This is a genomic window from Roseibium sp. LAB1 (assembly GCF_054658235.1).
Genome location: NZ_BAAGIB010000003.1, coordinates 371407 through 390756, shown reverse-complemented (window position 1 = coordinate 390756; position 19350 = coordinate 371407). Strand labels below are relative to the sequence as shown.

The 19350-nt window shown below is 62.1% G+C and carries 21 protein-coding genes and 1 pseudogene; 13 read left to right on the top strand and 9 right to left on the bottom strand.

The features are described from left to right. Positions 1-18 precede the first annotated feature (18 nt). Positions 19-705, bottom strand: coding sequence for a GntR family transcriptional regulator (locus ACYQ54_RS19790; RefSeq protein ID WP_460085649.1), 687 nt, complete (start codon positions 703-705; stop codon positions 19-21). An 87-nt stretch (positions 706-792) separates the two neighbouring features. Between ACYQ54_RS19790 and ACYQ54_RS19785 the strand changes: the two genes are divergently transcribed. The 3 genes and pseudogenes from ACYQ54_RS19785 to ACYQ54_RS19775 all read left to right on the top strand — a co-directional run. Continuing rightward, entirely contained in the window at positions 793-1956 is a 1164-nt protein-coding gene (locus ACYQ54_RS19785; RefSeq protein ID WP_460085647.1) for a pyridoxal phosphate-dependent aminotransferase, read from the top strand. 142 nt (positions 1957-2098) lie between these two features. Next, a complete protein-coding gene (locus ACYQ54_RS19780; protein WP_460085646.1) occupies positions 2099-2479 on the top strand; it encodes a hypothetical protein in 381 nt (126 codons plus the stop codon). A 210-nt stretch (positions 2480-2689) separates the two neighbouring features. Next, positions 2690-3013: pseudogene (locus ACYQ54_RS19775) on the top strand (linear amide C-N hydrolase); the annotation flags it as partial. A 95-nt stretch (positions 3014-3108) separates the two neighbouring features. On the opposite strand, the gene ACYQ54_RS19770 reads toward ACYQ54_RS19775, so the two are convergent. The 4 genes from ACYQ54_RS19770 to ACYQ54_RS19755 all read right to left on the bottom strand — a co-directional run bounded on the left by ACYQ54_RS19770 (position 3109) and on the right by ACYQ54_RS19755 (position 7678). Next, positions 3109-3861: a DeoR/GlpR family DNA-binding transcription regulator gene (locus tag ACYQ54_RS19770; RefSeq protein WP_460085645.1), complete on the bottom strand. Its 753-nt coding sequence runs from the start codon at positions 3859-3861 to the stop codon at positions 3109-3111. Beyond that, on the bottom strand, positions 3861-5543 hold the full coding sequence (locus ACYQ54_RS19765) for an ABC transporter permease subunit (protein WP_460085644.1): 1683 nt from the start codon (positions 5541-5543) through the stop codon (positions 3861-3863). Before ACYQ54_RS19765 ends, ACYQ54_RS19770 begins: the two co-directional genes overlap by 1 nt. Further along, positions 5540-6580: an ABC transporter ATP-binding protein gene (locus tag ACYQ54_RS19760; RefSeq protein ID WP_460085643.1), complete on the bottom strand. Its 1041-nt coding sequence runs from the start codon at positions 6578-6580 to the stop codon at positions 5540-5542. Before ACYQ54_RS19760 ends, ACYQ54_RS19765 begins: the two co-directional genes overlap by 4 nt. A 90-nt stretch (positions 6581-6670) precedes the next feature. Continuing rightward, positions 6671-7678: an ABC transporter substrate-binding protein gene (locus ACYQ54_RS19755; RefSeq protein WP_460085642.1), complete on the bottom strand. Its 1008-nt coding sequence runs from the start codon at positions 7676-7678 to the stop codon at positions 6671-6673. Positions 7679-7878: 200 nt separating this feature from the next. Here ACYQ54_RS19755 and hisN point away from each other — a divergent pair, with 200 nt between their 5' ends. Beyond that, positions 7879-8667, top strand: coding sequence for a histidinol-phosphatase (gene hisN, locus ACYQ54_RS19750; protein ID WP_460085640.1), 789 nt, complete (start codon positions 7879-7881; stop codon positions 8665-8667). Between the two features lie 122 nt (positions 8668-8789). Here the strand turns inward: hisN and ACYQ54_RS19745 are convergent, their stop codons facing one another. After that, positions 8790-9263: an AtaL-like protein gene (locus ACYQ54_RS19745; RefSeq protein WP_460085639.1), complete on the bottom strand. Its 474-nt coding sequence runs from the start codon at positions 9261-9263 to the stop codon at positions 8790-8792. A gap of 33 nt (positions 9264-9296) precedes the next feature. Then, entirely contained in the window at positions 9297-10160 is an 864-nt protein-coding gene (locus tag ACYQ54_RS19740; protein WP_460085637.1) for an SDR family oxidoreductase, read from the bottom strand. Positions 10161-10267: 107 nt separating this feature from the next. Here ACYQ54_RS19740 and ACYQ54_RS19735 point away from each other — a divergent pair, with 107 nt between their 5' ends. Beyond that, positions 10268-11161 (top strand): LysR family transcriptional regulator, encoded by an 894-nt coding sequence (locus ACYQ54_RS19735; RefSeq protein ID WP_460085636.1) that lies wholly within the window; start codon positions 10268-10270, stop codon positions 11159-11161. Between the two features lie 352 nt (positions 11162-11513). Further along, positions 11514-12047 (top strand): hypothetical protein, encoded by a 534-nt coding sequence (locus tag ACYQ54_RS19730; RefSeq protein ID WP_460085634.1) that lies wholly within the window; start codon positions 11514-11516, stop codon positions 12045-12047. Between the two features lie 168 nt (positions 12048-12215). Here ACYQ54_RS19730 and ACYQ54_RS19725 read toward each other — a convergent pair whose 3' ends face one another. Next, positions 12216-12524, bottom strand: coding sequence for a DUF1330 domain-containing protein (locus ACYQ54_RS19725; protein WP_460085633.1), 309 nt, complete (start codon positions 12522-12524; stop codon positions 12216-12218). 56 nt (positions 12525-12580) lie between these two features. Between ACYQ54_RS19725 and ACYQ54_RS19720 the strand changes: the two genes are divergently transcribed. Further along, positions 12581-13636, top strand: a complete 1056-nt coding sequence (locus ACYQ54_RS19720) for an AraC family transcriptional regulator (protein WP_460085631.1) — start codon at positions 12581-12583, stop codon at positions 13634-13636. Between the two features lie 107 nt (positions 13637-13743). On the opposite strand, the gene phnF is transcribed toward ACYQ54_RS19720, so the two are convergent. Continuing rightward, positions 13744-14484, bottom strand: a complete 741-nt coding sequence (gene phnF, locus ACYQ54_RS19715; protein ID WP_460085630.1) for a phosphonate metabolism transcriptional regulator PhnF — start codon at positions 14482-14484, stop codon at positions 13744-13746. 132 nt (positions 14485-14616) lie between these two features. On the opposite strand from phnF, the gene phnG reads away from it, so the two are divergent. From phnG to phnL, 6 genes are read left to right on the top strand one after another with little or no spacing between them, the layout of a single operon-like run. After that, positions 14617-15105 (top strand): phosphonate C-P lyase system protein PhnG, encoded by a 489-nt coding sequence (gene phnG / locus ACYQ54_RS19710; protein ID WP_460085628.1) that lies wholly within the window; start codon positions 14617-14619, stop codon positions 15103-15105. After that, the gene (phnH, locus tag ACYQ54_RS19705) at positions 15105-15731 is read left to right on the top strand and encodes a phosphonate C-P lyase system protein PhnH (RefSeq protein WP_460085627.1); all 627 of its coding nucleotides are present in this window, start codon (positions 15105-15107) and stop codon (positions 15729-15731) included. The genes phnG and phnH overlap by 1 nt, the downstream gene beginning before the upstream one ends. A 3-nt stretch (positions 15732-15734) precedes the next feature. Then, on the top strand, positions 15735-16859 hold the full coding sequence (locus ACYQ54_RS19700) for a carbon-phosphorus lyase complex subunit (RefSeq protein WP_460085625.1): 1125 nt from the start codon (positions 15735-15737) through the stop codon (positions 16857-16859). Then, on the top strand, positions 16856-17785 hold the full coding sequence (locus tag ACYQ54_RS19695) for an alpha-D-ribose 1-methylphosphonate 5-phosphate C-P-lyase PhnJ (RefSeq protein ID WP_460085624.1): 930 nt from the start codon (positions 16856-16858) through the stop codon (positions 17783-17785). The genes ACYQ54_RS19700 and ACYQ54_RS19695 overlap by 4 nt, the downstream gene beginning before the upstream one ends. After that, a complete protein-coding gene (gene phnK / locus ACYQ54_RS19690) occupies positions 17782-18570 on the top strand; it encodes a phosphonate C-P lyase system protein PhnK (RefSeq protein WP_229005202.1) in 789 nt (262 codons plus the stop codon). The genes ACYQ54_RS19695 and phnK overlap by 4 nt, the downstream gene beginning before the upstream one ends. Before the next feature lie 8 nt (positions 18571-18578). Next, positions 18579-19283 (top strand): phosphonate C-P lyase system protein PhnL, encoded by a 705-nt coding sequence (gene phnL / locus ACYQ54_RS19685; RefSeq protein WP_460085623.1) that lies wholly within the window; start codon positions 18579-18581, stop codon positions 19281-19283. Positions 19284-19350: the final 67 nt, after the last annotated feature.

Here is a 19350-nt window from a genome sequence, read left to right as displayed (position 1 = left end):
TCGATGCTTCGCTCGGCTTCAGGGCAAGGACAATTTCGCTGTCAGGCGCTCGACCAGCGCGCGTCCGGCGGCCTCGATGTGACGCTGCAGGATGTCGCAAGCCTTCGTGCTGTCCCGGTGGCGGCAGGCTTCCAGTAATTCCCGGTGCTCCTGGTGAGACCTTAGGGTGTAGTCGAGCTGCGCTGCCGCAAGCCGAAGATACCGGTCCCCGGTTTCGTTGAGAGCGGCAATCTGTGCCAGTAGCCGTGGCCTTGCACAGGGTTCGTACAACGCAAAATGAAAGGCCTTGTTCAGGGCTCCGAAATTTCCCAGGTCCGACGCCTCGGCCTTGTCCTGAATGGCGGCAGCGCGATCGATCTGGCTGTTGGTCAGCTCCGGAATGGCAAGGCGTAGCGCCAGTGTCTCCAACGCCGACCGCATTTCATAAACTTCCCTGAATTCGTCCGGATCGAGCGGCGCGACGATTGCTCCCTTGTTGGGCGGCATCTGCACCAGCCCTTCGGCTTCCAGCAGCCGCAATGCATCGCGAACCGGCATCCGACTGGTTTCGAACAGCACCGCCAGCTTTTCCTGGCGCAGTGCTTCCCCTGGTTTCAGGTCGCCTGAAACGATCTTCTCGCGCAAGGCGTCCGCCACGCGGATTGCCTGGTCACCGGTTCGTTTAGCGCTCGTCCGCTCTGCCATTTGCCTGTCCGACTGGGTCATCCTGCTTTCCTAGACAATCGAAGACTTGACTGCAATCTCACAAATTTGTATCCAATATTTAGATTTGGATACAAAATGAGGACTTCGATGACAGTCACACGATTGAAGGACATTCCAGGCATTGGCGTGGACAGGATGGGGCAGGCGGCCGATGACGCCGGCAAATCCGACATGCTTCGGCTGGAGAACCTCGACACCGACCTCCGCCCGCCTCAGGAGGCACTGGAGGCAACGCGGGCCGCCATCGGCCGGGATGATGCCAACAGCTATCTGCCGTTTCTGGGGACCGACGACATCCGCAGGGCAGCAACTGCCCGGATATCGGCCACAAGCGGTCAGTCCTACGACTGGAAAACCCAATGCGTCATTTCGGCGGGCGGCCTGTCCGGCATCCTCAATGCCCTCCTGGCGATCCTCGAACCGGGAGACGAAGTGATCATCACCGATCCTGCCTATGCCGGTTTGCTCAACCGTATCCGGCTGGCCGGCGGCGTTCCGAAACTCGTTCCGCTGATGGTAGTGGACGGCGGCTGGCGGCTCGATTGTGAGGAGCTTCACCGCGCAGCCAGTCCCAGGACCAGGGCCGTGCTGACCATGAGCCCGTCCATGCCGACCGGCATCGTTCATACAGCAGAGGAATGGAACGCCATCGCGGATGTCGTGAGGAGAACGGGCGCCTTTCTGCTGCACGATGCCGCCATGGAACGGATCCTTTATACCGGCGACTCCGTGATCCATCCGGCCAGCCTCGACGGCCTGGCCGAGCGCACGATAACGGTCGGCTGCGTTTCCAAGGAGTACCGGATGATCGGCTGGCGGGTCGGCTGGATCGTTGGGCCGACATCTATCATGCCAGACATCGGCCTGGTCAGCCTGTCCAACGTGGTCTGCCAGGTCGGTATTGCAATGCCGGGAGCCGCGGCCGCAATAACCGCGAAAGACGATGGCGTCGCCACTGCCACCGCAACCTGGAAAGGACGCCGGGACATCATCTTGCGGGAGCTCTCGGATCTGCCTGTCGTGCGGCCGGACGGCGGTTGGTCATTGCTGATCGACACGGCCGAACTTGGCTTGTCTCCTGCGGAGGCTTCGCGGTTGCTGTTCGAAAAGGGGCGGATCGCCGCAACGCCGATGACCGGATGGGGCAGCAAGAACATCGCCGACAGATACCTCCGGTTCGTGTTCGCCAACGAACCGGAAGACAGACTGAGCGACATACGCGAAAGGCTGCGGATGGCCTGGAAGGTCTGACGACTTGCTTCGCTGACATCAGTTTCACCCGGAGCGTTCCCTTGGCACTCCGGATCACATTTCCCTGTAACGCCGGCAACCACCACCGGCATCACACCCCTGTGCCGGCAGGCGCAGACCGCTCCCTGAAAGGACCAAAGACTTGACGACCCGCATTCCCACCCTGGCCGCCTGGCTGTTCAGGCTTGCCACTCTCTGGATGCTGCTTGGGCTGGTGCTCGGCATTGTCATGGCGGCAAGCCACGACCACACGCTCTCTCCTGTGCATGTGCACACCAACCTGCTCGGCTGGGTAACCCTGGCCCTTACGGGCATGATCTACATCGCAATCCCGGCCATGGCGGAAAACAGGTTTGCCCGCCTGCACGTCTGGCTTCATGCGCTCGGCCTGCCGGTGATGATGGCGGCGCTGGCCGCCTATTCACTCGGCCACTCGGCGGCGGAACCCGTCATCGCGGTCGGCGCGATCGCAGTCGCTGCCGGGCTTGCCTGTTTCACGGTCAACCTGTTCCGTACGCTCTGACCGGGCGGATTTCACTCACCTTGCCCGTGGCCCGTGGTGTCGCCACTGCGGGCCATTTCCGTTTACCGCACGAACCAGAACACAAACGCCGACCTGTCTTGACAGCGTCACACCTGGTCGGCCCTATATCAAAAGTTGTGCCGATGCGGCTCTGCACCGCCTATTGGCAGACTGCAAAGGAGACGGCGCATGAAAATCGGCGAGGCCACAATGACGGCAGCCTGCGCCCTGGCCATCACCTCGTTCGGCCTCTTTGCGCCACGCCTTGCGGATGTCTGCACCCGGGTGGTCTATCTGGGCGCCAGCGAGCAGGTGATCACCGCCCGCTCGATGGACTGGAAGACCGACGTCGGCACGAACCTGTGGCTGTTCCCGCGCGGCATGAAACGCAACGGCGAGGAGGGGGCGAGTTCCCTGGAGTGGACGTCGAAACATGGCAGCGTCATTGCTTCGGGCTACGATATTTCCACGACCGACGGCATGAACGAGGCTGGCCTTGTGGCGAATGTGCTGTGGCTGGTGGAATCCGACTATCAGAGGCCGCACCAGTTGAAGGAACCAGCTGCGAGGATCGAAATCTTGCACAGCAACGAGCAAGCCGGCCTCGCTTATGGAGCGTCTTCGGGTTCTCAGTTCAGGACATCGACATCGGATTGACGGAAAGCCGCTATCTGCTCCGCAGGCGCTGCCTTGTTTGTCACGAGTGTGCTCATCTCCCCAGCTTCCCAGGATTGAACCCGGCTGGTTTTACCAAGCTTGCTCTGGTCGGCCAGGATCACCGACTGCGAGGCCTGGGCTGCCATGGCAATGGCGATCTCCGCTTCCTGCAGGTCGTAGAAGAACGCGCCCTTGGTCGGATGCACCGCGACCGGGGCAGAGAAGCAAAGGTCGACACGGAAACGGCGGATTTCGGACAGGGTGAGTTCGCCCACCGTCGCCGGAACGTCGGCGGCCATTCGGCCACCAAGCAGCAGCACGTCCTTGCCGGCTCCCTGCAGCGTGGTGGCTATGTCGAGGGAATTGGTAATCACGGACAGGCCCGACAGTTTCACCAGTTCCCGCGCGAATATGGCAGTGGTCGTGCCTGCATCCACCAGGATCGTCTGTCCAGGCTGGATCAGCCCGGCCGCCTTTCGGGCAATCTCGGACTTGGCACGGATCTGTGTCGTCATCCGCTGGCGGAAAGGCTCCTCTGAACGGGGCTCGGGCAATACCGCCCCGCCATGCACGCGGCTGACCCGCCCAGCTTCCTCCAGATCCAGCAGGTCTCGGCGCACCGTCTCGCGAGAGACATTCAGCATCTGCGCAAGGTCGTTGGCACTCACCTGCTGGCTCGCGCTCAGCATGGACAGGATGCGCCGGTGACGTTCCTTTGCCCACATCAGACCGGCCTCGTGATCCGGTTACGCCGTCCCATCAACGTCAGCGTTCCCTTCATACTCAGAAGCGCGATGCTGACGACTGCCATCACGCAGGTGGAAAAGGCGGCCGCCTGTGATGTCAGACCGGCATCGTCCAGCCGCATGATGGTGACCGCCGCAACGCTCAGGTCAGGCGTGGTGAGGAAGACGACCGCCGACAGGGTCACCATAGACCGCATGAAAAGGAAGAAGAACACCGAGACGAGCATGGGGGCTATGAACGGCGCAACGATATCGACCGCTGTCCGTGCCATGCCGGCTCCAAGGCTGTCCGCCGCTTCCTCGAGCGCCCGGGGCAACTGGCGAAAACCGGTCATCACCGTCAGAAAGCCCTGCGTGTGGTAGTGGTAGAAGTTGACGATCGCGATGAGGGCCGCCGTACCATAGAGAAGGTAGAGCGGTGTCGTCGTTGAATTGAAAGTCAGGATATAGGCGAGCCCCAGTACCATCCCTGGGACTGCGGCCGGCATGGCGGCGAGCATCTGAATGGGCTGGGCCACACCGCGCGGAAGGCGGCGCAGCCCGAGGCACAGGAGGAAGACCGCAAGCGAGCCTCCCGATGCCGCCATGAGCGATATCACGATGGTCATCCAGAGCGAGGAATACCCCCCGGCCAGCGTGATGTCGTAGTGCTTGACCGACAGCGTCATGTTGTAGGGCCACAGGGTGACAAAGCTTGCGTAGACGACGATGCCGATAACCGCGACGATGCCCGCGCAGATCAAAAGCGACAGGGACGCCATGACCGGGTCGCGCACTGGCGCAAAGGACGGCCGATACGGCACTTGGCCAGTCACCTGTCCGACCTGTTGCCGCTTCATCGCCTGACGCTCGATGGCGTAGGAAATCACCGTCGGCAACAACAGCATGATGCCGACCACGGCACCCATATTGAAGTTCCGCTGACCTACGACCTGGGAGTAGATTTCGGTTGCCAGAACCGAGTAGTCCCCGCCGATCACCGCCGCGTTGCCGAAATCGGTGATCGTGATTGTAAAGCAGACAAAGGCAGCGTTCAGGATTCCGAAGCGGGCCGCTGGCAGCGTCAGGTCGCGAAACTGGCGTGACGGCGAGGCGCCCATCACTTCCGCCGCTTCGTAAACACGCGCGTCCAGAAGAACCAGCGCCGCGCCGATGATCATCACCGCCTGTGGCAGAGCGTAGAGGGTGTTGGCGATCAGCAGACCCCAGAAGCCGTAGATTTCGATCTCGACACCAAGGGCACGGCTGATAACGCCGTTGCGCCCCAGAAGGAATATCAGCCCGAGCGCCTGTACAAGGGAGGGGGCGAGAAGCGGCAGGACAATCACGCCGCGGATCAGCCACTTGCCCGGGAAAGCACAGCGATAGAGCCCGTGCGCGATGATGAAACCCAGGAAGACGCTGAGGACCGTCGTGGCGGCCCCCATGATCAGGGAATGTTCGGTCGCACGCCAGAATCCGGTCGACCCCAGAACCCGCGTGTAGTTGGCAAGACCGTAACCATCGTCAACCGTCAGGGACCGCAGGAACACGATCACCATCGGGTAGAGAAAGAACAGGACAAGCCCAAGCAGCGGCAGCCCCACGCAGACAAGCGTCAGCAGCCGGTCCGCATCCGGTTGTCTGCGCGCAGACGTGACCATCGGTTCCACTCCGCTCATACGGCGGTCTCGGCCGGCTGGTGGGCCATGTCGTCGGCCACCCAGGTGCAGGCCTCCGGTGGAATGCTCAGGTTCACGCGCTCGCCCTCGTGACAGGTATTGTGGCCGTGCGTCTCGACAACCAGCGGCCCGATTGAGCTGTCGACCTCAAGCCGCCGCAGATTGCCGAGAAAGCTGATACTGCGCACGGTGGCGTTGCCGTCCTGCGCCGGGGTCAGGCCAATCTGTTCCGGTCGAATGCAGGCAACATGTCGCGCGTCCGTTCCTTCAGGCCGCTGTGCCATCAGATCGGGGAATTCACGGCGGATCGGATCGGCAGAGACGAGATTGCTGATCCCCATGAAGTCCGCGACAAAGCGCGTCGCCGGACGGTGGTAGAGATCTTCCGGCGTGCCGGCCTGCACCACCACGCCATGGTTCATGCAGATGATCTTGTCCGCCAGCGCCAGCGCCTCTTCCTGGTCGTGCGTCACCATCAGGGTTGGAATGCCGAGCGAGCGCTGAACGTGGCGGATCTCGCTGCGAAGCTCTGCCCGAACCTTCGCGTCCAGCGCCGAAAGGGGTTCGTCCAGCAGCAAAACGCGCGGATCGACGGCGATTGCCCGTGCCAACGCGATCCGCTGCTGCTGTCCGCCGGACAGCTGACCGGGGAACTTGCCGGCGACTTGCGGCAACTTCACCAGCTCCAGCAGTTCCGTGACGCGCCGTGAAATCTCCGACCGCGGCGTGCCGCGGATCTTCAGCCCGTAGCCGATGTTCTCGGCCACTGTCATGTTGGGAAAGAGCGAGTAGGACTGGAACACGATCCCGAAGCCCCGCTTGCGTGCGGGAAGGTTGGAAAGCGCCGTCCCCTCCAGGAGGATTTCGCCGCCGTTCAGCTCAGAAAGCCCTGCGATCAGCCGCAGGAGCGTCGTCTTGCCACAGCCGGACGGACCCAGCAGACAAACGAATTCCCGTCGATCGATCTCGATCGAGACGTCGTCGAGCGCTTTGAAGGACCCGAAGGTCTTGGTGGCGTTGCGGACAGTCAGATACACGGCGGGTCAGGTCTCCTGTCAAAGTGGGGCGCGGGTCTCCAGCGAAGCCCCGCGCACTGCTGGCGGCGGCCGGAGCCGCCGCGCGCACTATCAACGGCCCAGCTTTTCCTTCCAGGTGGCCTTCACGTCCGTCTGGTTCTTGGCCGCAGTGACGAAGTCGATATCCGCCAGAACGGTCGAAATGTCAGCCGGCAGGCCCGCTTTTTCGGCCGCCTCGGAAGCATCGACACCCGGAACCGTGATCAACGCCTTGTACTGCTGGTAGAGGTCGATTGCCTCGTCCGACATTGTCCAGTCAAGAAAAGCTTTTGCCGCGTCCTTGTTGTCGGAGCTGGCCATCAGGCCGGAGGCTTCCAGTTCATATCCAACACCTTCCTCTGGGAAGACCATGGCCAGCGGATAGCCTTCCTCGATGGACTGCATCGCGGTGAATGCCAGCGAAATGCCGACGGTGTATTCGCCGACGCGCGCGGACTTGCAAGGCTTGGATCCGGACGAGGTATATTGTGCCATGTTCGGGTCGACGGCTTCCAGCTGCGCCCAACCGGCCTCTTCACCCATGGCTTGCAGCACTGCATTGACGTGCAGATATCCGGTCCCTGAAGAATTCGGATCCGGCATCAGGACTTCGCCCTTGAAGTCCGGGTTCTCCAGATCCTTCCAGCTCTTGGGCATCGGCAGGCCCTTTTCCTCAAGCCGTGCCGTGTTCACGCAAAACGCCCCCATGTAGCCGATCGGAGCAAACCATTTGCCGTCTTCACCACGGAAGGAGGCAGGCAGAACATCGACGCCTTTGGCTGCGTAGGGTTCCAGCATTTCGAGAATCTGGGGGTCCATCATGGCGCTGACGGCCCATCCCCAGATCACGTCGGCCTGCGGGTTGCCCGCTTCCGCCAGAAGACGCGCGCCCAGCTTGCCCGTGGACAGGCGCAGCACATTGATCTCGGTATCAGGCATCGCCTTCTGGGCGGCCTCGACATAGGCCGCGATCTCTTCTTCCTCAAGCGCTGTGTAGACGGTGATTTCGTCGGCAGAGGCTGTTGCCGTCATGCCGACGGCAAACAGCGAAGCCAAGGTGAATTTCGTCCAGGTCTTCATTGTCGTCTCTCCTTGTTGATCCACGTATTCGTGTGCCAGTAGCTGCCCCGGATCGGATCCTCCCGAGACCCTTTTTTATTGCCGCGTCCTCTGGTCGCGGTTCTGGGGATATTTGTGTAGTCTTGCATTTTTGTGGCTTTTGTCTACAGTTAATTTGCTGGCCAAACATCGTTGCCAGCCCCCGCAGACAAGGAAAATTCATGCAGAGCTCCACGACGCCGCCCGAAACGGAGATGCTGGCGCGTTTTGCCGGCGGGCTCGCCGACGTGACCGACGCCATGGCGATGACCTATTTCCGCAAGCCTCTGGACGTGGAGCAAAAAGCCGACCTCTCCCCGGTCACGCAGGCCGACCGCGCCATCGAGGCGGCCATGCGTGAACGTATCGTCCAGCGCTTCCCGGCTCACGGCATCCTCGGCGAAGAGCACGATGACGCCCGCCTGGATGCAGATTACGTTTGGGTGCTGGACCCGATCGACGGGACAAAGAGTTTCGTTTCCGGGATGCCGACCTTCGGCACCCTGATTGCCTGCCTTTTCAACGGGACGCCGGAGCTCGGCATCATCTCGATACCGCCGACCGGCGAACGCTGGACGGGTCAGCGCGGCAAGCCATCGACGTTCGATGGTGCGCCCTGCCACACCAGCAACCGGACGCGGCTGGCCGACGCGATCCTTTACACGACGACACCTGACACGTTCGACGCTGCGGGAAGTGCCAAATTCGAGGCGCTCTCACGAAAAGTCGCCATGCGCCGCTTCGGGGGAGATTGCTACGGCTACGGTCTGCTGGCGTCGGGGCACTGCGATCTTGTGTTCGAAATGAACCTGCATCCTTACGATTACATGGCGCTCGTTCCGGTGATCGAGGGTGCGGGAGGCGTGATCACCGACTGGAAGGGTGAAGCTCTGGGCCTGCACTCGGACGGACAGGTCATCGCCGCGGCCAACGCCGCCCTGCATGCAGAAGCGCTGGCTGCCTTGACCTGATCCACCGCGAAGGTGTTCAAGGCCCTGCCGTGTTGCAATGACAGGGCCTGATACTTCAGTGACTTCAGTGACCTCAATGCCATACGATGATTGCAGGGTGCTGCGCGAGTCTGGAGCGCTGATCAGAGCTTGCCGTCGGCAAGCAACTCGCGGGTTCGCCTCAGTGTCGAAACCAGAGCGAGTTTGTAGCCCTCGTCACTATCAAACTGTGCCTGCTCGGCCTGTTCCTCAGGTCCGTTCGGTGTCTTGTCGCGCAGTCCTAGGTAGCAGTAGAACTTGAGCTGAAGCGCGCCGCCTTCGTCCTCGAACAGCTCGTTCACGATGGCGCCTTCACGCGGGCCGGTCGCCTGGAAGAAGGTGACCTTGCGTTGCGGCTCGAGCGTGATGATCTCGCGCAGATCTGCACCGGCGATCGTGGCCTCACGCACGAAATGCGCATCACCTTGCTCACTGACATCGCAGCGGGTGCAAAGCCCCGGCGGAAGGAAGAAACGGGCGTCGCGAGCCTTGAGTTCGAGGCCCTTCCAGACCTGGTCACGGGTGAGCACGGGCTCACCTACCGGGTTCACCGGAACGGTGGCGGATGAATAGATCATGCTGGTATTCCTTGTCGTGAGGACGGATCAGCGTCAGCCGGCGATCTGTGCAACGTAATCGCGGTAAGTGCGCAGCGGTCGGCCTAGCAGCGTGGTCAGCCGGTCCACATCGCCAGCCTCAGGCAACATGCCGTCGGTCAGGAAACGCTCGGCCATCAGACGCATGTCGTAGGCCATCCACCCCGGCATGAAATGGCGCAGATTCTGCTCGAACCCGGCGGTATCGTCACCCGGATAGAAAATCGTGCGGTCCAGCACATCGCTCCAGACGGCAGCAGCGCTTGCACCGGTCAACGTATCCGGGCCAATCAGGTTGATCCGAGTGAGCGGCAGCGGTGAGGCCGACTGGTCGCGGCGGATGAGCTCGACAGCGGCAATCTCGCCGATATCGCGCGCGTCGATCATCGCGAGGCCCTTGCCGCCAATCGGCATCGGATAGATGCCGTAGCTGGTGACCACGTCCTTGATCGTGATTTCATTGTCCATGTAATAGGCCGGGCGCAGGATGGTGGCGTTGAACCCCATCTGCTCGATCATCCGCTCGACGCCGAACTTGCCTGCGAAGTGGGGCACATTCAAGTAGATATCGCTGTGGATCACTGACAGGTAGACAATCCGCTCGACACCTGCGTCGCGGGCAACGTTCAGAGCGATCAATGCCTGGGTGAATTCGTCAGCCACCACGCCGTTCAGCAGAAACAGAGTGGAAACGCCGGAGAAAGCGTCTCGTAACGAGTCCACGTCAAGCAGATCGCCTTTCACGACATCGACACCATCCGGAAAGTTCGCCTTCGACGGGTCGCGGACCAGGGCTCGCACGCTTGCGCCGCGGTTGACGAGCTGTTCGACGACGTTGCTTCCGACATTGCCGGTCGCACCGGTTACAAGAATGGTCATGTGGGTCTCTCCTTGGGTTGAGCCGTTTGGCTGACCTTAAATTAGTGATCCACATTTTTGCCGGTAGACGATATATTTGGACGGACCGTCTCATACATGGAACGATAATGGACCTTCTCGCTCTCGCCGATTTCAACCTGGTCGCCCGCCACGGCGGCTTCGGCAAAGCCTCGCGCGCAGCCGGGCGCCCAAAGGCAACGCTCTCCCGACGGGTAAGTGAGCTGGAGGCGAGCCTGGACCTTCGGCTGTTCGAGCGCGGCACACGCGCCATGAAGCTGACCGAGGAAGGACGAGCCCTGTTCGAGCGGACCAGTCAGCTCCTCACCGAGCTTGACGAGACGACTGCGGCAATCGCCTCGGGCGGTCAACATCCGCGGGGCTGCCTGCGGATCAGCGCACCTTTGCTCTTCTCTCAGACAGCAATGGGGAAACTTGCCGCCGGGTTTGCGCTCAAATATCCGGACGTTCAACTGGAGGTCACGACCGAGGACCGGTCTGTCGATATGATCGAGGAGGCGTATGATCTTGTGATCCGTGTCAACCCGGATCCGGATGAGAGCCTTGTTGGACGGGTGTTCCTTCGCGACCGTCTGGTGGTCGTGGCAAGCCCCGACCTGACCCCGCCGACAGACGGATTGACTGTTCCCGCCGTGGTTCGCGGGCCGGTTCGCCAAGACGAAGCCTGGAACCTGACGACCTCGACGGGACGACTGAAAATGACCGTCAACCCCGTCTTGAGCCTCTCGTCACTCATCATGGTCAAGGATGCAGTGCGCATGGGTGTGGGTGCGGCACGACTTCCCGTATCGCTCGTGAGCCGCGAGCTCGCAAACGGCTCACTGGTGCACTGGGGCGATGTGGAAGGACCGGAAATCGCACTCTGGACGCTCTATCCGACACGGCGGCTGCTGAGCGCGCGTGTGTCCGCGTTCCTCGATCACCTGAAGGAGGCCTTTCCGCAGGGAACTCCCGATGAGCTCGCCGCCTATCTGGGAAACTGAGCATCGCCCGAGGGCATCGCCGGTGGGCTGGTTCGCAGGAGTGTAAGGCAGCCCTTTCCAACCCTGTCCCCGCCCTCACCCAAAACCTGTAAAAACTTTGCGACACCGGCAAGATCACGAGCCCGCTTCCCACCAGCTGGCCACCCGCCTGGCACCCTGACTTCGAAACCGAAGCGCCACCAGTTGGTCGGAAAAACGTATATTTGCCTTGTACTTGATAAAGTTCGCATCTAGTCAACAATAAGCATGTGTCACATCACCGGGCGACGGTGACGTTTCGAGCACGTGCCGTATTGGCGGGGCAGCGAGGGGCTGGCGTCCGCAAATCAAAATGCATTTGAGGAACCTTGGAATGAAATTTAGAGCTTTTGTCTCGATGCTGGCTTTGCTGCCGGCAACAAGCGTGAGCGCTGTGGCATTCAGCAGTGGCGATTGGCAGGCAGCCAGGATCGGCGAGACCTGCCTCGTCTACAACAATATTGCCGCGCGCGACACGTCGGGCTCGTTGCAGTTCAGCTTCGATGTCAAAGGCTATAACGCCGGGTTCACCTACGAATACGCGCCCTATACCGAGAATGAAGAGGATCCCTGGGCCGAGACAGACCTGGTTGAGATCACGATCGACGAAGAGGACATCTGGCTGGGCGAGGAAATGTTCCCTGTCGGCGTGCAGGCCCCGTACAAGCTCTCGATGACGTCCGGCTTCGTGAAGGAAATGATCGTCGCAGTGGCGAACGCGCAATCCTCGGTCGACATTTCTGTCGAACGGGAAAGCCTGGGCGAGACATGGCTCTACGGCCGTTTCTCTCCTGTCGGTTTCAACGAGAGCCTGGCCAAGGCTGCCGAGATGTGCGACTTCGACCCGGCGAAGCTGCCGGAGTCCTGATCGACTTTCAGCAAGGGGATGTGGCCTCCAAGTGAGCAGGACCTCTCGTCCCGAACTCACCGGCCACATCCGCCTTAACCAGTCGCACTACCGTTCGGGTGGCCGCTTTCCCACGAAAATCTCACCCCACGGACCCCGGCAAGGCCGGAACCACAACGACTTGCTTCCTCATGCACCCGGACTGTGCTCGTACCCGCCGAGCATCACCGCATCGCAGCGGGCGGCGGCGATCCTGTCATTCTTCAGCGGTGCATATAGATCGGACTCGTACCAGGCGCGGGCGGTCTGGCTGTCGGGAAACTCGATCAGCACCGGAATGTTTGGCTTCCAGTCGCCTTCCAGGACCCTGTCCATTTCACCAAGGACACGGTAGCGCCCCCCGAAATGTTCAACGGTCTCAAAAACCTTGCTCCGGTAGGCGCCGAGCAGTTCCGGATCCAGAATTTCCTTCACGTCGAAAAACACGAATGCAGCCATGGCGGCATGTCCTTCCGTTGATTTCTAACCTCTGCCTGGAAATGGTAAGCTTGGACATGTCCGCGCTCCATGCTCCACCGTCCGCAAGTTCTGCCCCCGCAACCGGGGCAGAAACAGTGTCGGTCGCCAGGTCCGGATCGGCAGAGGACCCTCTCGCCGATGCCCTGAACCTCATTCGCCTGTCCGGGGCGCTGATGTTTCTGGTGGACGCGAGCGACCCCTGGTGCGTCGATATTCCCCACACGGATGCCTATCGTGCGATCCTGACGGATCCCGGGCAGCATGTGCTGTCCTATCATGTCGTTCTTGAAGGCTCCGGGCTCGCCTCCATTCCAGGCGAAGCCCCAGTCCGTTTCGATCGCGGCGACATTCTCGTCTTCCCGCAGGGCGATGCCTATCGCATGGAAAGTGCCGCAGGCACACCGCCCGAGTTCAGCCCGGGCGAAGTGGTGGATTTCTTCAGAAACCTGGCCTCCGGACGCCTGCCGAACATCATCCCGGAAGGTGGCGGCGGCGAGCCAAGAGCCCTGTTCCTGTGCGGCTTCCTGGCCTGCGACGCCAAACCCTTCAATCCGGTCCTGGCAAAGCTTGAACACCGACTTCTGATCCGGCCTGACAGCGGCACCGACGACAGCCTGCGCAAACTGATCGAGATCGCCCGGACGGAGATCCGGTCAGACCAACCCGGCAGCCGCAGCGTGCGCCTGCATTTGTGTGAGCTGATCTTCATCGAAACCCTGCGCCGCCACGTGCTGTCCCAGACACCGGCCTGTGAAGGCTGGCTGGCCGCACTCTCCGATCCCGTTGCGGGCGCGGCAATTGCAGCCATTCATGCCGACCCGGCGGCCGACTGGACGCTGAAGAGCCTTGCCCGCCACGTCAACACCTCGCGCACGGTTCTGGCCGAGCGATTTGCCGGCAAAATGGGCCAGGGGCCGATGCAGTATGTTACCTCCTGGCGTCTCCAGCTCGCCGCGCGCCGCCTGCGTGACAGCAGATCGTCGATTGCGGACGTTGCCTGGAGCGTGGGCTACCGGTCGGAGGCGGCGTTTTCCCGCGCCTTCAAGAAGATGGCTGGAACATCACCCGGAGCATGGCGGCGCAGCAGCTGACACCGAAGGCGCGGCCTAGTTGGAGGCACCTGCCAAAATGGGCAAGCACCCTCGATTTGCAGGGTTTGGCCCGGACGGTTCTGGAATGTGCCCGGCGACGGCTGCGCTCAAACCTCGCCGTTGACCACAAGCTGCATGCGGTCGGCAGCAACGCGGGCGCGGGTGTATTGGAGGGGCTTGCCGGTCATGTCCAGGTTGACGCTTTCCATCACTATCACCGGCTGGCCCAGCGCCAGGCCAAGCTGCTGGGCATCGCGGGTTTCCACCAGTTCCGCGGTGATCCGGGTTTCCTTGCGGCGATAATCCGAGATGCCGGCGCGTTTCAGGGCCGATGTGATCGACCCGGTATCCGCATAGTCGGCAACGAAATTGGGCACGCGCGACTGTTCGAACCAGCTCGTCGCTGCGATCATCGGCACACCGTCGGCAACGCGCAGGGTTTCCACGCGAATAAGCACCGTGCCGAGCGGCACGCCAAGCTGATGCGCCAGGAGGGCGTCGGCCTCTTCGACTGCCGAGCCGATCAACCGGCCTGACGGCGCCCTGAGCTGTCCCGAAACGATTTCAGAAAAGCGCGTGCGCGGGCCGATGGGATAGCTGAGTGGGGCAGAGGCGACAAAGGTGCCGCGGCCCTGGTCGGCCCGCAGAATGCCATCCGAGGTCAGGGCGGCGATCGCCCGGCGCACCGTGTGCCGGTTGACGCCGAACCGGGCCGCCAGTTCGGATTCCGGCGGCAGGCGACTGCCTTTTTCAAAGGCGCCGCTCACGATTTCCGCCTTCAGCGTTTCCATGATCTGGCGCCACACCGCAATTCCGGCGCTGCGGTCGAGAGTGCTGTTCGTCGTCATGAGCCCGTCATCAAATTTCGGTACCAAAGAGTCAACCGGATTATTTGTCTAGACAAATAGACAAATCGATTCTAGGACAAGGGTGTTTTCGAACACTTTCCGAAGAACCGCCCAACCCAAAAGGCGCGCTTCATGACAGATACCTCTTCCACCGCTTCCTCCCTGGACACCGAAGCAGGCGCCGCTGTTGGCGCCCGCCAGAAAGTCATCGCGACACTTGCCGCGGCCTCTGCCGAAGCCGTTGCGGAAAAATTCAACGCCCTTCCTCCCCAGAGCTATGAACTGGTGCGCCAGCCCGAAACCGGTCTGGTGATGGTGCGTGGCCGCATGGGCGGCACCGGCAGCCCGTTCAACCTGGGCGAGGTCACCGTTACCCGCTGCGTCGTCCGGCTGGAAACCGGTGAAACCGGCAACGCCTATAGCCTTGGCCGCAACAAGCAGAAGGTGCTGCAATCTGCCGTGATCGACGCCTTGTGGCAGCGCCCGGCGATGCAGGACCGCATCGAGGCGGACATCATCGCACCGCTGGCCGAAGCCCAGGCAGGCGCAAAGGAAACCGTCCGCGAGGAAACCGAGGCCACCAAGGTCAACTTCTTCACCATGGTGCGGGGAGACAACTGATGAGCGCAGCAAACGCAACCGCCGCCGCCCCGCTGGCCGCGGGTTTTCAGGATCCGGTTCACGATGCGCAGGGCTGCTTCCGCGCCATCATGAACGCCATGGCCCGCCCGGGCACACGGCAGGCGATTAATGCCGGCAACCTGAAGCCGCCCGCACCGCTGACGCAGGTGGCTGCCGCCATCGCCCTGACCCTGTTCGACTATGATACGCCGATCTGGCTCGACAAGCCGCTGATGGCCTCGGAAGCGGTGAAAACCTTCCTGCGTTTCCACACCGGCTGCCCGATCGTCGCCGAACCGGTGGAAGCGGCCTTCGCGCTGGTCAGCGCACCTGTGAGCATGATCCCGCTGGCAAGCTTCAACCAGGGCTCCGCCGAGTATCCGGACCGGTCGACCACGGTGATCCTGACCGGTCAGGACTTTGGCGCAAACCCGGCGGTCACATTCAGCGGCCCGGGCATCAAGGACACGGTTTCCTTTGCCTCTGGCCCGGTTCCGCCGGTGTTCTGGGACCAGGTGATCGCCAACAACAGCCAGTTTCCCCGGGGCATCGATCTGGTCTTTGCCGGCCAGGACGCGCTGTGTGCCCTGCCCCGTTCCACCCGCATTCTCAAAGCGGAGGCCTGACCCATGTATGTAGCCGTAAAGGGTGGCGAGAAGGCCATCCGCAACGCCCACAAGCTCATGGCCAAGCGCCGCCGGGGCGACACCTCCGTTCCCTCGCTGACACTGGAGCAGATTGCCCAGCAGCTGTCCCATTCGGTTGCCCGTGTCATGGGTGAAGGCTCGCTCTACGACGAGACTCTGGCTGCGCTTGCCATCAAGCAGGCGCGCGGTGACCTGATCGAGGCCGCTTTCCTGATGCGTGCCTACCGCACGACCCTGCCGCGCTTCGGCTACAGCCAGCCGGTCGACACCGCGAAAATGCTGGTGGAACGGCGCGTCTCGGCCACCTACAAGGATCTGCCCGGTGGCCAGGTGCTGGGCCCGACCTTCGATTACAGCCACCGCCTTCTGGACTTCGCGCTGGCCGCCGGGGAGGACGGCCTCGAAAAGCCGGTCGAAACCGCCCGCGTTGAAGACGACAGCATGCCGCGCGTCACCGATCTGCTTGGCGACGAAGGTCTGATGGAGCCGGACCCGGTGACCGACGAGGACGCCCCCGTCGGCGACCTGACCCGCGAACCTCTGTCCTTCCCCGCAGACCGGGACCTGCGCCTGCAGAACCTTGCCCGCGGCGACGAAGGTTTCCTGCTGGCCCTGGCCTATTCCACACAACGCGGCTACGGCCGCACGCACCCCTTTGCCGGCGAGATCCGCTATGGCGAAGTGGAGGTGGAGTTCTTTGCCGAGGAGCTCGGCTTTGCCGTCACGCTTGGCACCATCAAGGTGACCGAGTGCCAGATGGTCAACCAGTTCAAGGGCTCCACCAAGACGGCCCCAACCTTCACCCGCGGCTACGGTCTCGTCTTCGGTCAGGTGGAGAGAAAGGCCATGTCCATGGCCATGGTCGACCGGTCCATGCGCTGGCAGGAACTGGGTGAGGAACCATCCGCCCCGGCCCAGGACGTCGAATTTGTCCTGTCCCATTCCGACAACATCCAGGCGACCGGCTTCGTCGAGCACCTGAAGTTGCCGCATTACGTCGATTTCCAGGCTGAACTGGACCTCGTGCGCCGCATGCGCGGCGAATGGTTCGAAAAACGCCGCCAGGAAGAAGAAGAGGGCAGTACTGCCCAGGAGGCCGCAGAATGAACGACACGGCTCAGATTTTTGAACAGGGCGAATACAACTTCGCCTATCTGGACGAGCAGACCAAGCGCATGATCCGCCGGGCCATCCTGAAGGGCATCGCCATTCCGGGTTACCAGGTGCCTTTCGCCTCCCGCGAGATGCCGATGCCCTATGGCTGGGGCACCGGCGGGGTGCAGGTGACGGCAGCAATTCTGGGCAAGGACGATTGCCTGAAGATGATCGACCAGGGCTCCGACGACACCACCAACGCTGTGTCCCTGCGCGGTTTCTTCGAGAAGACCGCCGGTGTACGCACCACCTACGAGACTTCTGAGGCCAGCGTCATCCAGACCCGCCACCGGATTCCGGAAAAGACCCTGCGTGAGGATCAGATCCTGGTCTTTCAGGTGCCGATCCCCGAACCCCTGCGTTTCCTGGAGCCGCGTGAGACCGAAACCCGGAAGATGCATGCGCTCGAGGATTACGGCCTCATGCACGTGAAGCTTTACGAGGACATCGCCAAGAACGGCCACATCGCCACCACCTACGCCTACCCGGTGAAGGTCAACGACCGCTACGTGATGGATCCTTCGCCGACGCCGAAATTCGACAATCCGAAGATCGACCAGATGGCCGCGCTGCAGCTTTACGGCGCCGGGCGTGAGAAACGCATCTACGCCATTCCACCCTACACCAAGGTGAAGAGCCTCGACTTCGAGGATTACCCGTTCGAGGTGCAGAAATTCGACAAGCCCTGCGGCCTGTGCGGCGCGGAGAATGTCTACCTTGACGAGGTCATCCTGGATGACAAGGGCGGACGCATGTTCGTCTGCTCCGACAGCGACTATTGCGAGGAACGGCGCGCGGACGGCCATCTGGGCCCGATGGCGGCCGATCCTGCGGCACACCAGTTCGGTGCCACCCAGGCAGAGGAGACCGTCCGATGAACGCCTTTCCATCCACGGACCCGCTGCTGCAGGTTCACAACGTCACCCGCTACTATGGAGACCGCATCGGCTGCGCCGATGTCTCCTTCGATCTGTGGCCCGGCGAAGTGCTGGCCATTGTCGGCGAAAGCGGCTCCGGCAAGACCACACTGCTCAACTGCCTGTCGACACGGCTCGCGCCGACGGCCGGCGCCATCGAATACCGCATGCGCGACGGCACGATGCGCAATCTCTACCAGCTGACCGAGGCCGAACGCCGCCTCCTGATGCGCACCGACTGGGGCTTCGTGCACCAGAACGCCGCCGATGGCCTGCGCATGAACGTCTCCGCCGGTGCCAACGTTGGCGAACGGCTGATGGCGGTTGGCGAACGCCACTACGGCAACATCCGCTCCACCGCCGACGACTGGCTGGGACGGGTGGAAATCGACAGTGACCGCATCGACGACGACCCGCGTTCCTTCTCCGGTGGCATGCGTCAGCGCCTGCAGATCGCCCGCAACCTCGTCACAAGACCGCGGCTGGTTTTCATGGACGAGCCGACCGGCGGCCTGGATGTCTCCGTGCAGGCCCGCCTTCTGGACCTGCTGCGCCGTCTGGTGGCCGACCTCGGTCTGTCTGTGGTGATCGTCACCCACGATCTTGCGGTTGCCCGGCTGTTGTCGCACCGGATCATGGTGATGCGCCATGGCAATGTCATCGAAAGCGGCCTGACGGACCAGGTGCTCGACGACCCGCGCGAGCCCTACACCCAGCTGCTCGTTTCTTCCATTCTCCAGGTATGAGGACCGAAATGCCCGTACGCCTCTATCTCAACAATGTCGGCAAGTCCTTCACCATGCACCTGCAGGGCGGAACCGTCATTCCCGTGGTCGAGAAGGTCGAATTCTCGGTCAATTCCGGGGAATGTGTCGTGCTTGGCGGCCCTTCCGGTGCCGGCAAAAGCTCGATCCTCAAGATGATCTACGGTAACTACCGCTGTGACGAGGGCCAGATCCTGGTGACCGTCGGCGATGAAATCGTGAACATTGCCGGGGCCGAGCCACGCAAGGTTCTGCGCCTGCGCGAAGACACGATCGGCTACGTCAGCCAGTTCCTGCGCACCATTCCGCGTGTATCGGCAGAAGATGTGGTCGCCGAACCGTTGATCGCCCAGGGCACCAGCGAGGAAGAAGGTGTCGACAAGGCACGCTCCCTGCTGTCGCGACTGAATGTGCCGGAGCGCCTGTGGACCCTGCCGCCGGCCACCTTCTCCGGTGGCGAGCAGCAGCGCGTCAACATCGCCCGGGGCTTCATTGCCCACTATCCGATCCTGCTGCTGGATGAGCCAACCGCCTCTCTCGATGCGGCCAACCGGGCCGTGGTTGTCCGCCTGGTGGAAGAGAAGAAGACACAGGGCGTCGCCATGGTCGGCATCCTGCATGATCAGGACGTTCGGGAGGAGATCGCCGACCGCATCATCGACGTGACCGGGTTCAGCGCGGAGGCGGCCGCCTGACACGCGAAACGAGGAAAGGCTTGCAGGCGGGCGCAAACTGTCACAGAAAAGTCACCGCCCGCCTTTA

Excerpts from the sequence above, each read along its gene's own strand:
- ACYQ54_RS19790 (WP_460085649.1), bottom strand. The coding sequence starts at position 705 with ATGACCCAGTCGGACAGGCAAATGGCAGAGCGGACGAGCGCTAAACGA.
- ACYQ54_RS19785 (WP_460085647.1), top strand. The coding sequence starts at position 793 with ATGACAGTCACACGATTGAAGGACATTCCAGGCATTGGCGTGGACAGG.
- ACYQ54_RS19770 (WP_460085645.1), bottom strand. The coding sequence starts at position 3,861 with ATGTGGGCAAAGGAACGTCACCGGCGCATCCTGTCCATGCTGAGCGCG.
- ACYQ54_RS19765 (WP_460085644.1), bottom strand. The coding sequence starts at position 5,543 with ATGAGCGGAGTGGAACCGATGGTCACGTCTGCGCGCAGACAACCGGAT.
- ACYQ54_RS19755 (WP_460085642.1), bottom strand. The coding sequence starts at position 7,678 with ATGAAGACCTGGACGAAATTCACCTTGGCTTCGCTGTTTGCCGTCGGC.
- hisN (WP_460085640.1), top strand. The coding sequence starts at position 7,879 with ATGCAGAGCTCCACGACGCCGCCCGAAACGGAGATGCTGGCGCGTTTT.
- ACYQ54_RS19745 (WP_460085639.1), bottom strand. The coding sequence starts at position 9,263 with ATGATCTATTCATCCGCCACCGTTCCGGTGAACCCGGTAGGTGAGCCC.
- ACYQ54_RS19740 (WP_460085637.1), bottom strand. The coding sequence starts at position 10,160 with ATGACCATTCTTGTAACCGGTGCGACCGGCAATGTCGGAAGCAACGTC.
- ACYQ54_RS19735 (WP_460085636.1), top strand. The coding sequence starts at position 10,268 with ATGGACCTTCTCGCTCTCGCCGATTTCAACCTGGTCGCCCGCCACGGC.
- ACYQ54_RS19730 (WP_460085634.1), top strand. The coding sequence starts at position 11,514 with ATGAAATTTAGAGCTTTTGTCTCGATGCTGGCTTTGCTGCCGGCAACA.
- ACYQ54_RS19725 (WP_460085633.1), bottom strand. The coding sequence starts at position 12,524 with ATGGCTGCATTCGTGTTTTTCGACGTGAAGGAAATTCTGGATCCGGAA.
- ACYQ54_RS19720 (WP_460085631.1), top strand. The coding sequence starts at position 12,581 with ATGTCCGCGCTCCATGCTCCACCGTCCGCAAGTTCTGCCCCCGCAACC.
- phnF (WP_460085630.1), bottom strand. The coding sequence starts at position 14,484 with ATGACGACGAACAGCACTCTCGACCGCAGCGCCGGAATTGCGGTGTGG.
- phnG (WP_460085628.1), top strand. The coding sequence starts at position 14,617 with ATGACAGATACCTCTTCCACCGCTTCCTCCCTGGACACCGAAGCAGGC.
- phnH (WP_460085627.1), top strand. The coding sequence starts at position 15,105 with ATGAGCGCAGCAAACGCAACCGCCGCCGCCCCGCTGGCCGCGGGTTTT.
- ACYQ54_RS19700 (WP_460085625.1), top strand. The coding sequence starts at position 15,735 with ATGTATGTAGCCGTAAAGGGTGGCGAGAAGGCCATCCGCAACGCCCAC.
- ACYQ54_RS19695 (WP_460085624.1), top strand. The coding sequence starts at position 16,856 with ATGAACGACACGGCTCAGATTTTTGAACAGGGCGAATACAACTTCGCC.
- phnK (WP_229005202.1), top strand. The coding sequence starts at position 17,782 with ATGAACGCCTTTCCATCCACGGACCCGCTGCTGCAGGTTCACAACGTC.
- phnL (WP_460085623.1), top strand. The coding sequence starts at position 18,579 with ATGCCCGTACGCCTCTATCTCAACAATGTCGGCAAGTCCTTCACCATG.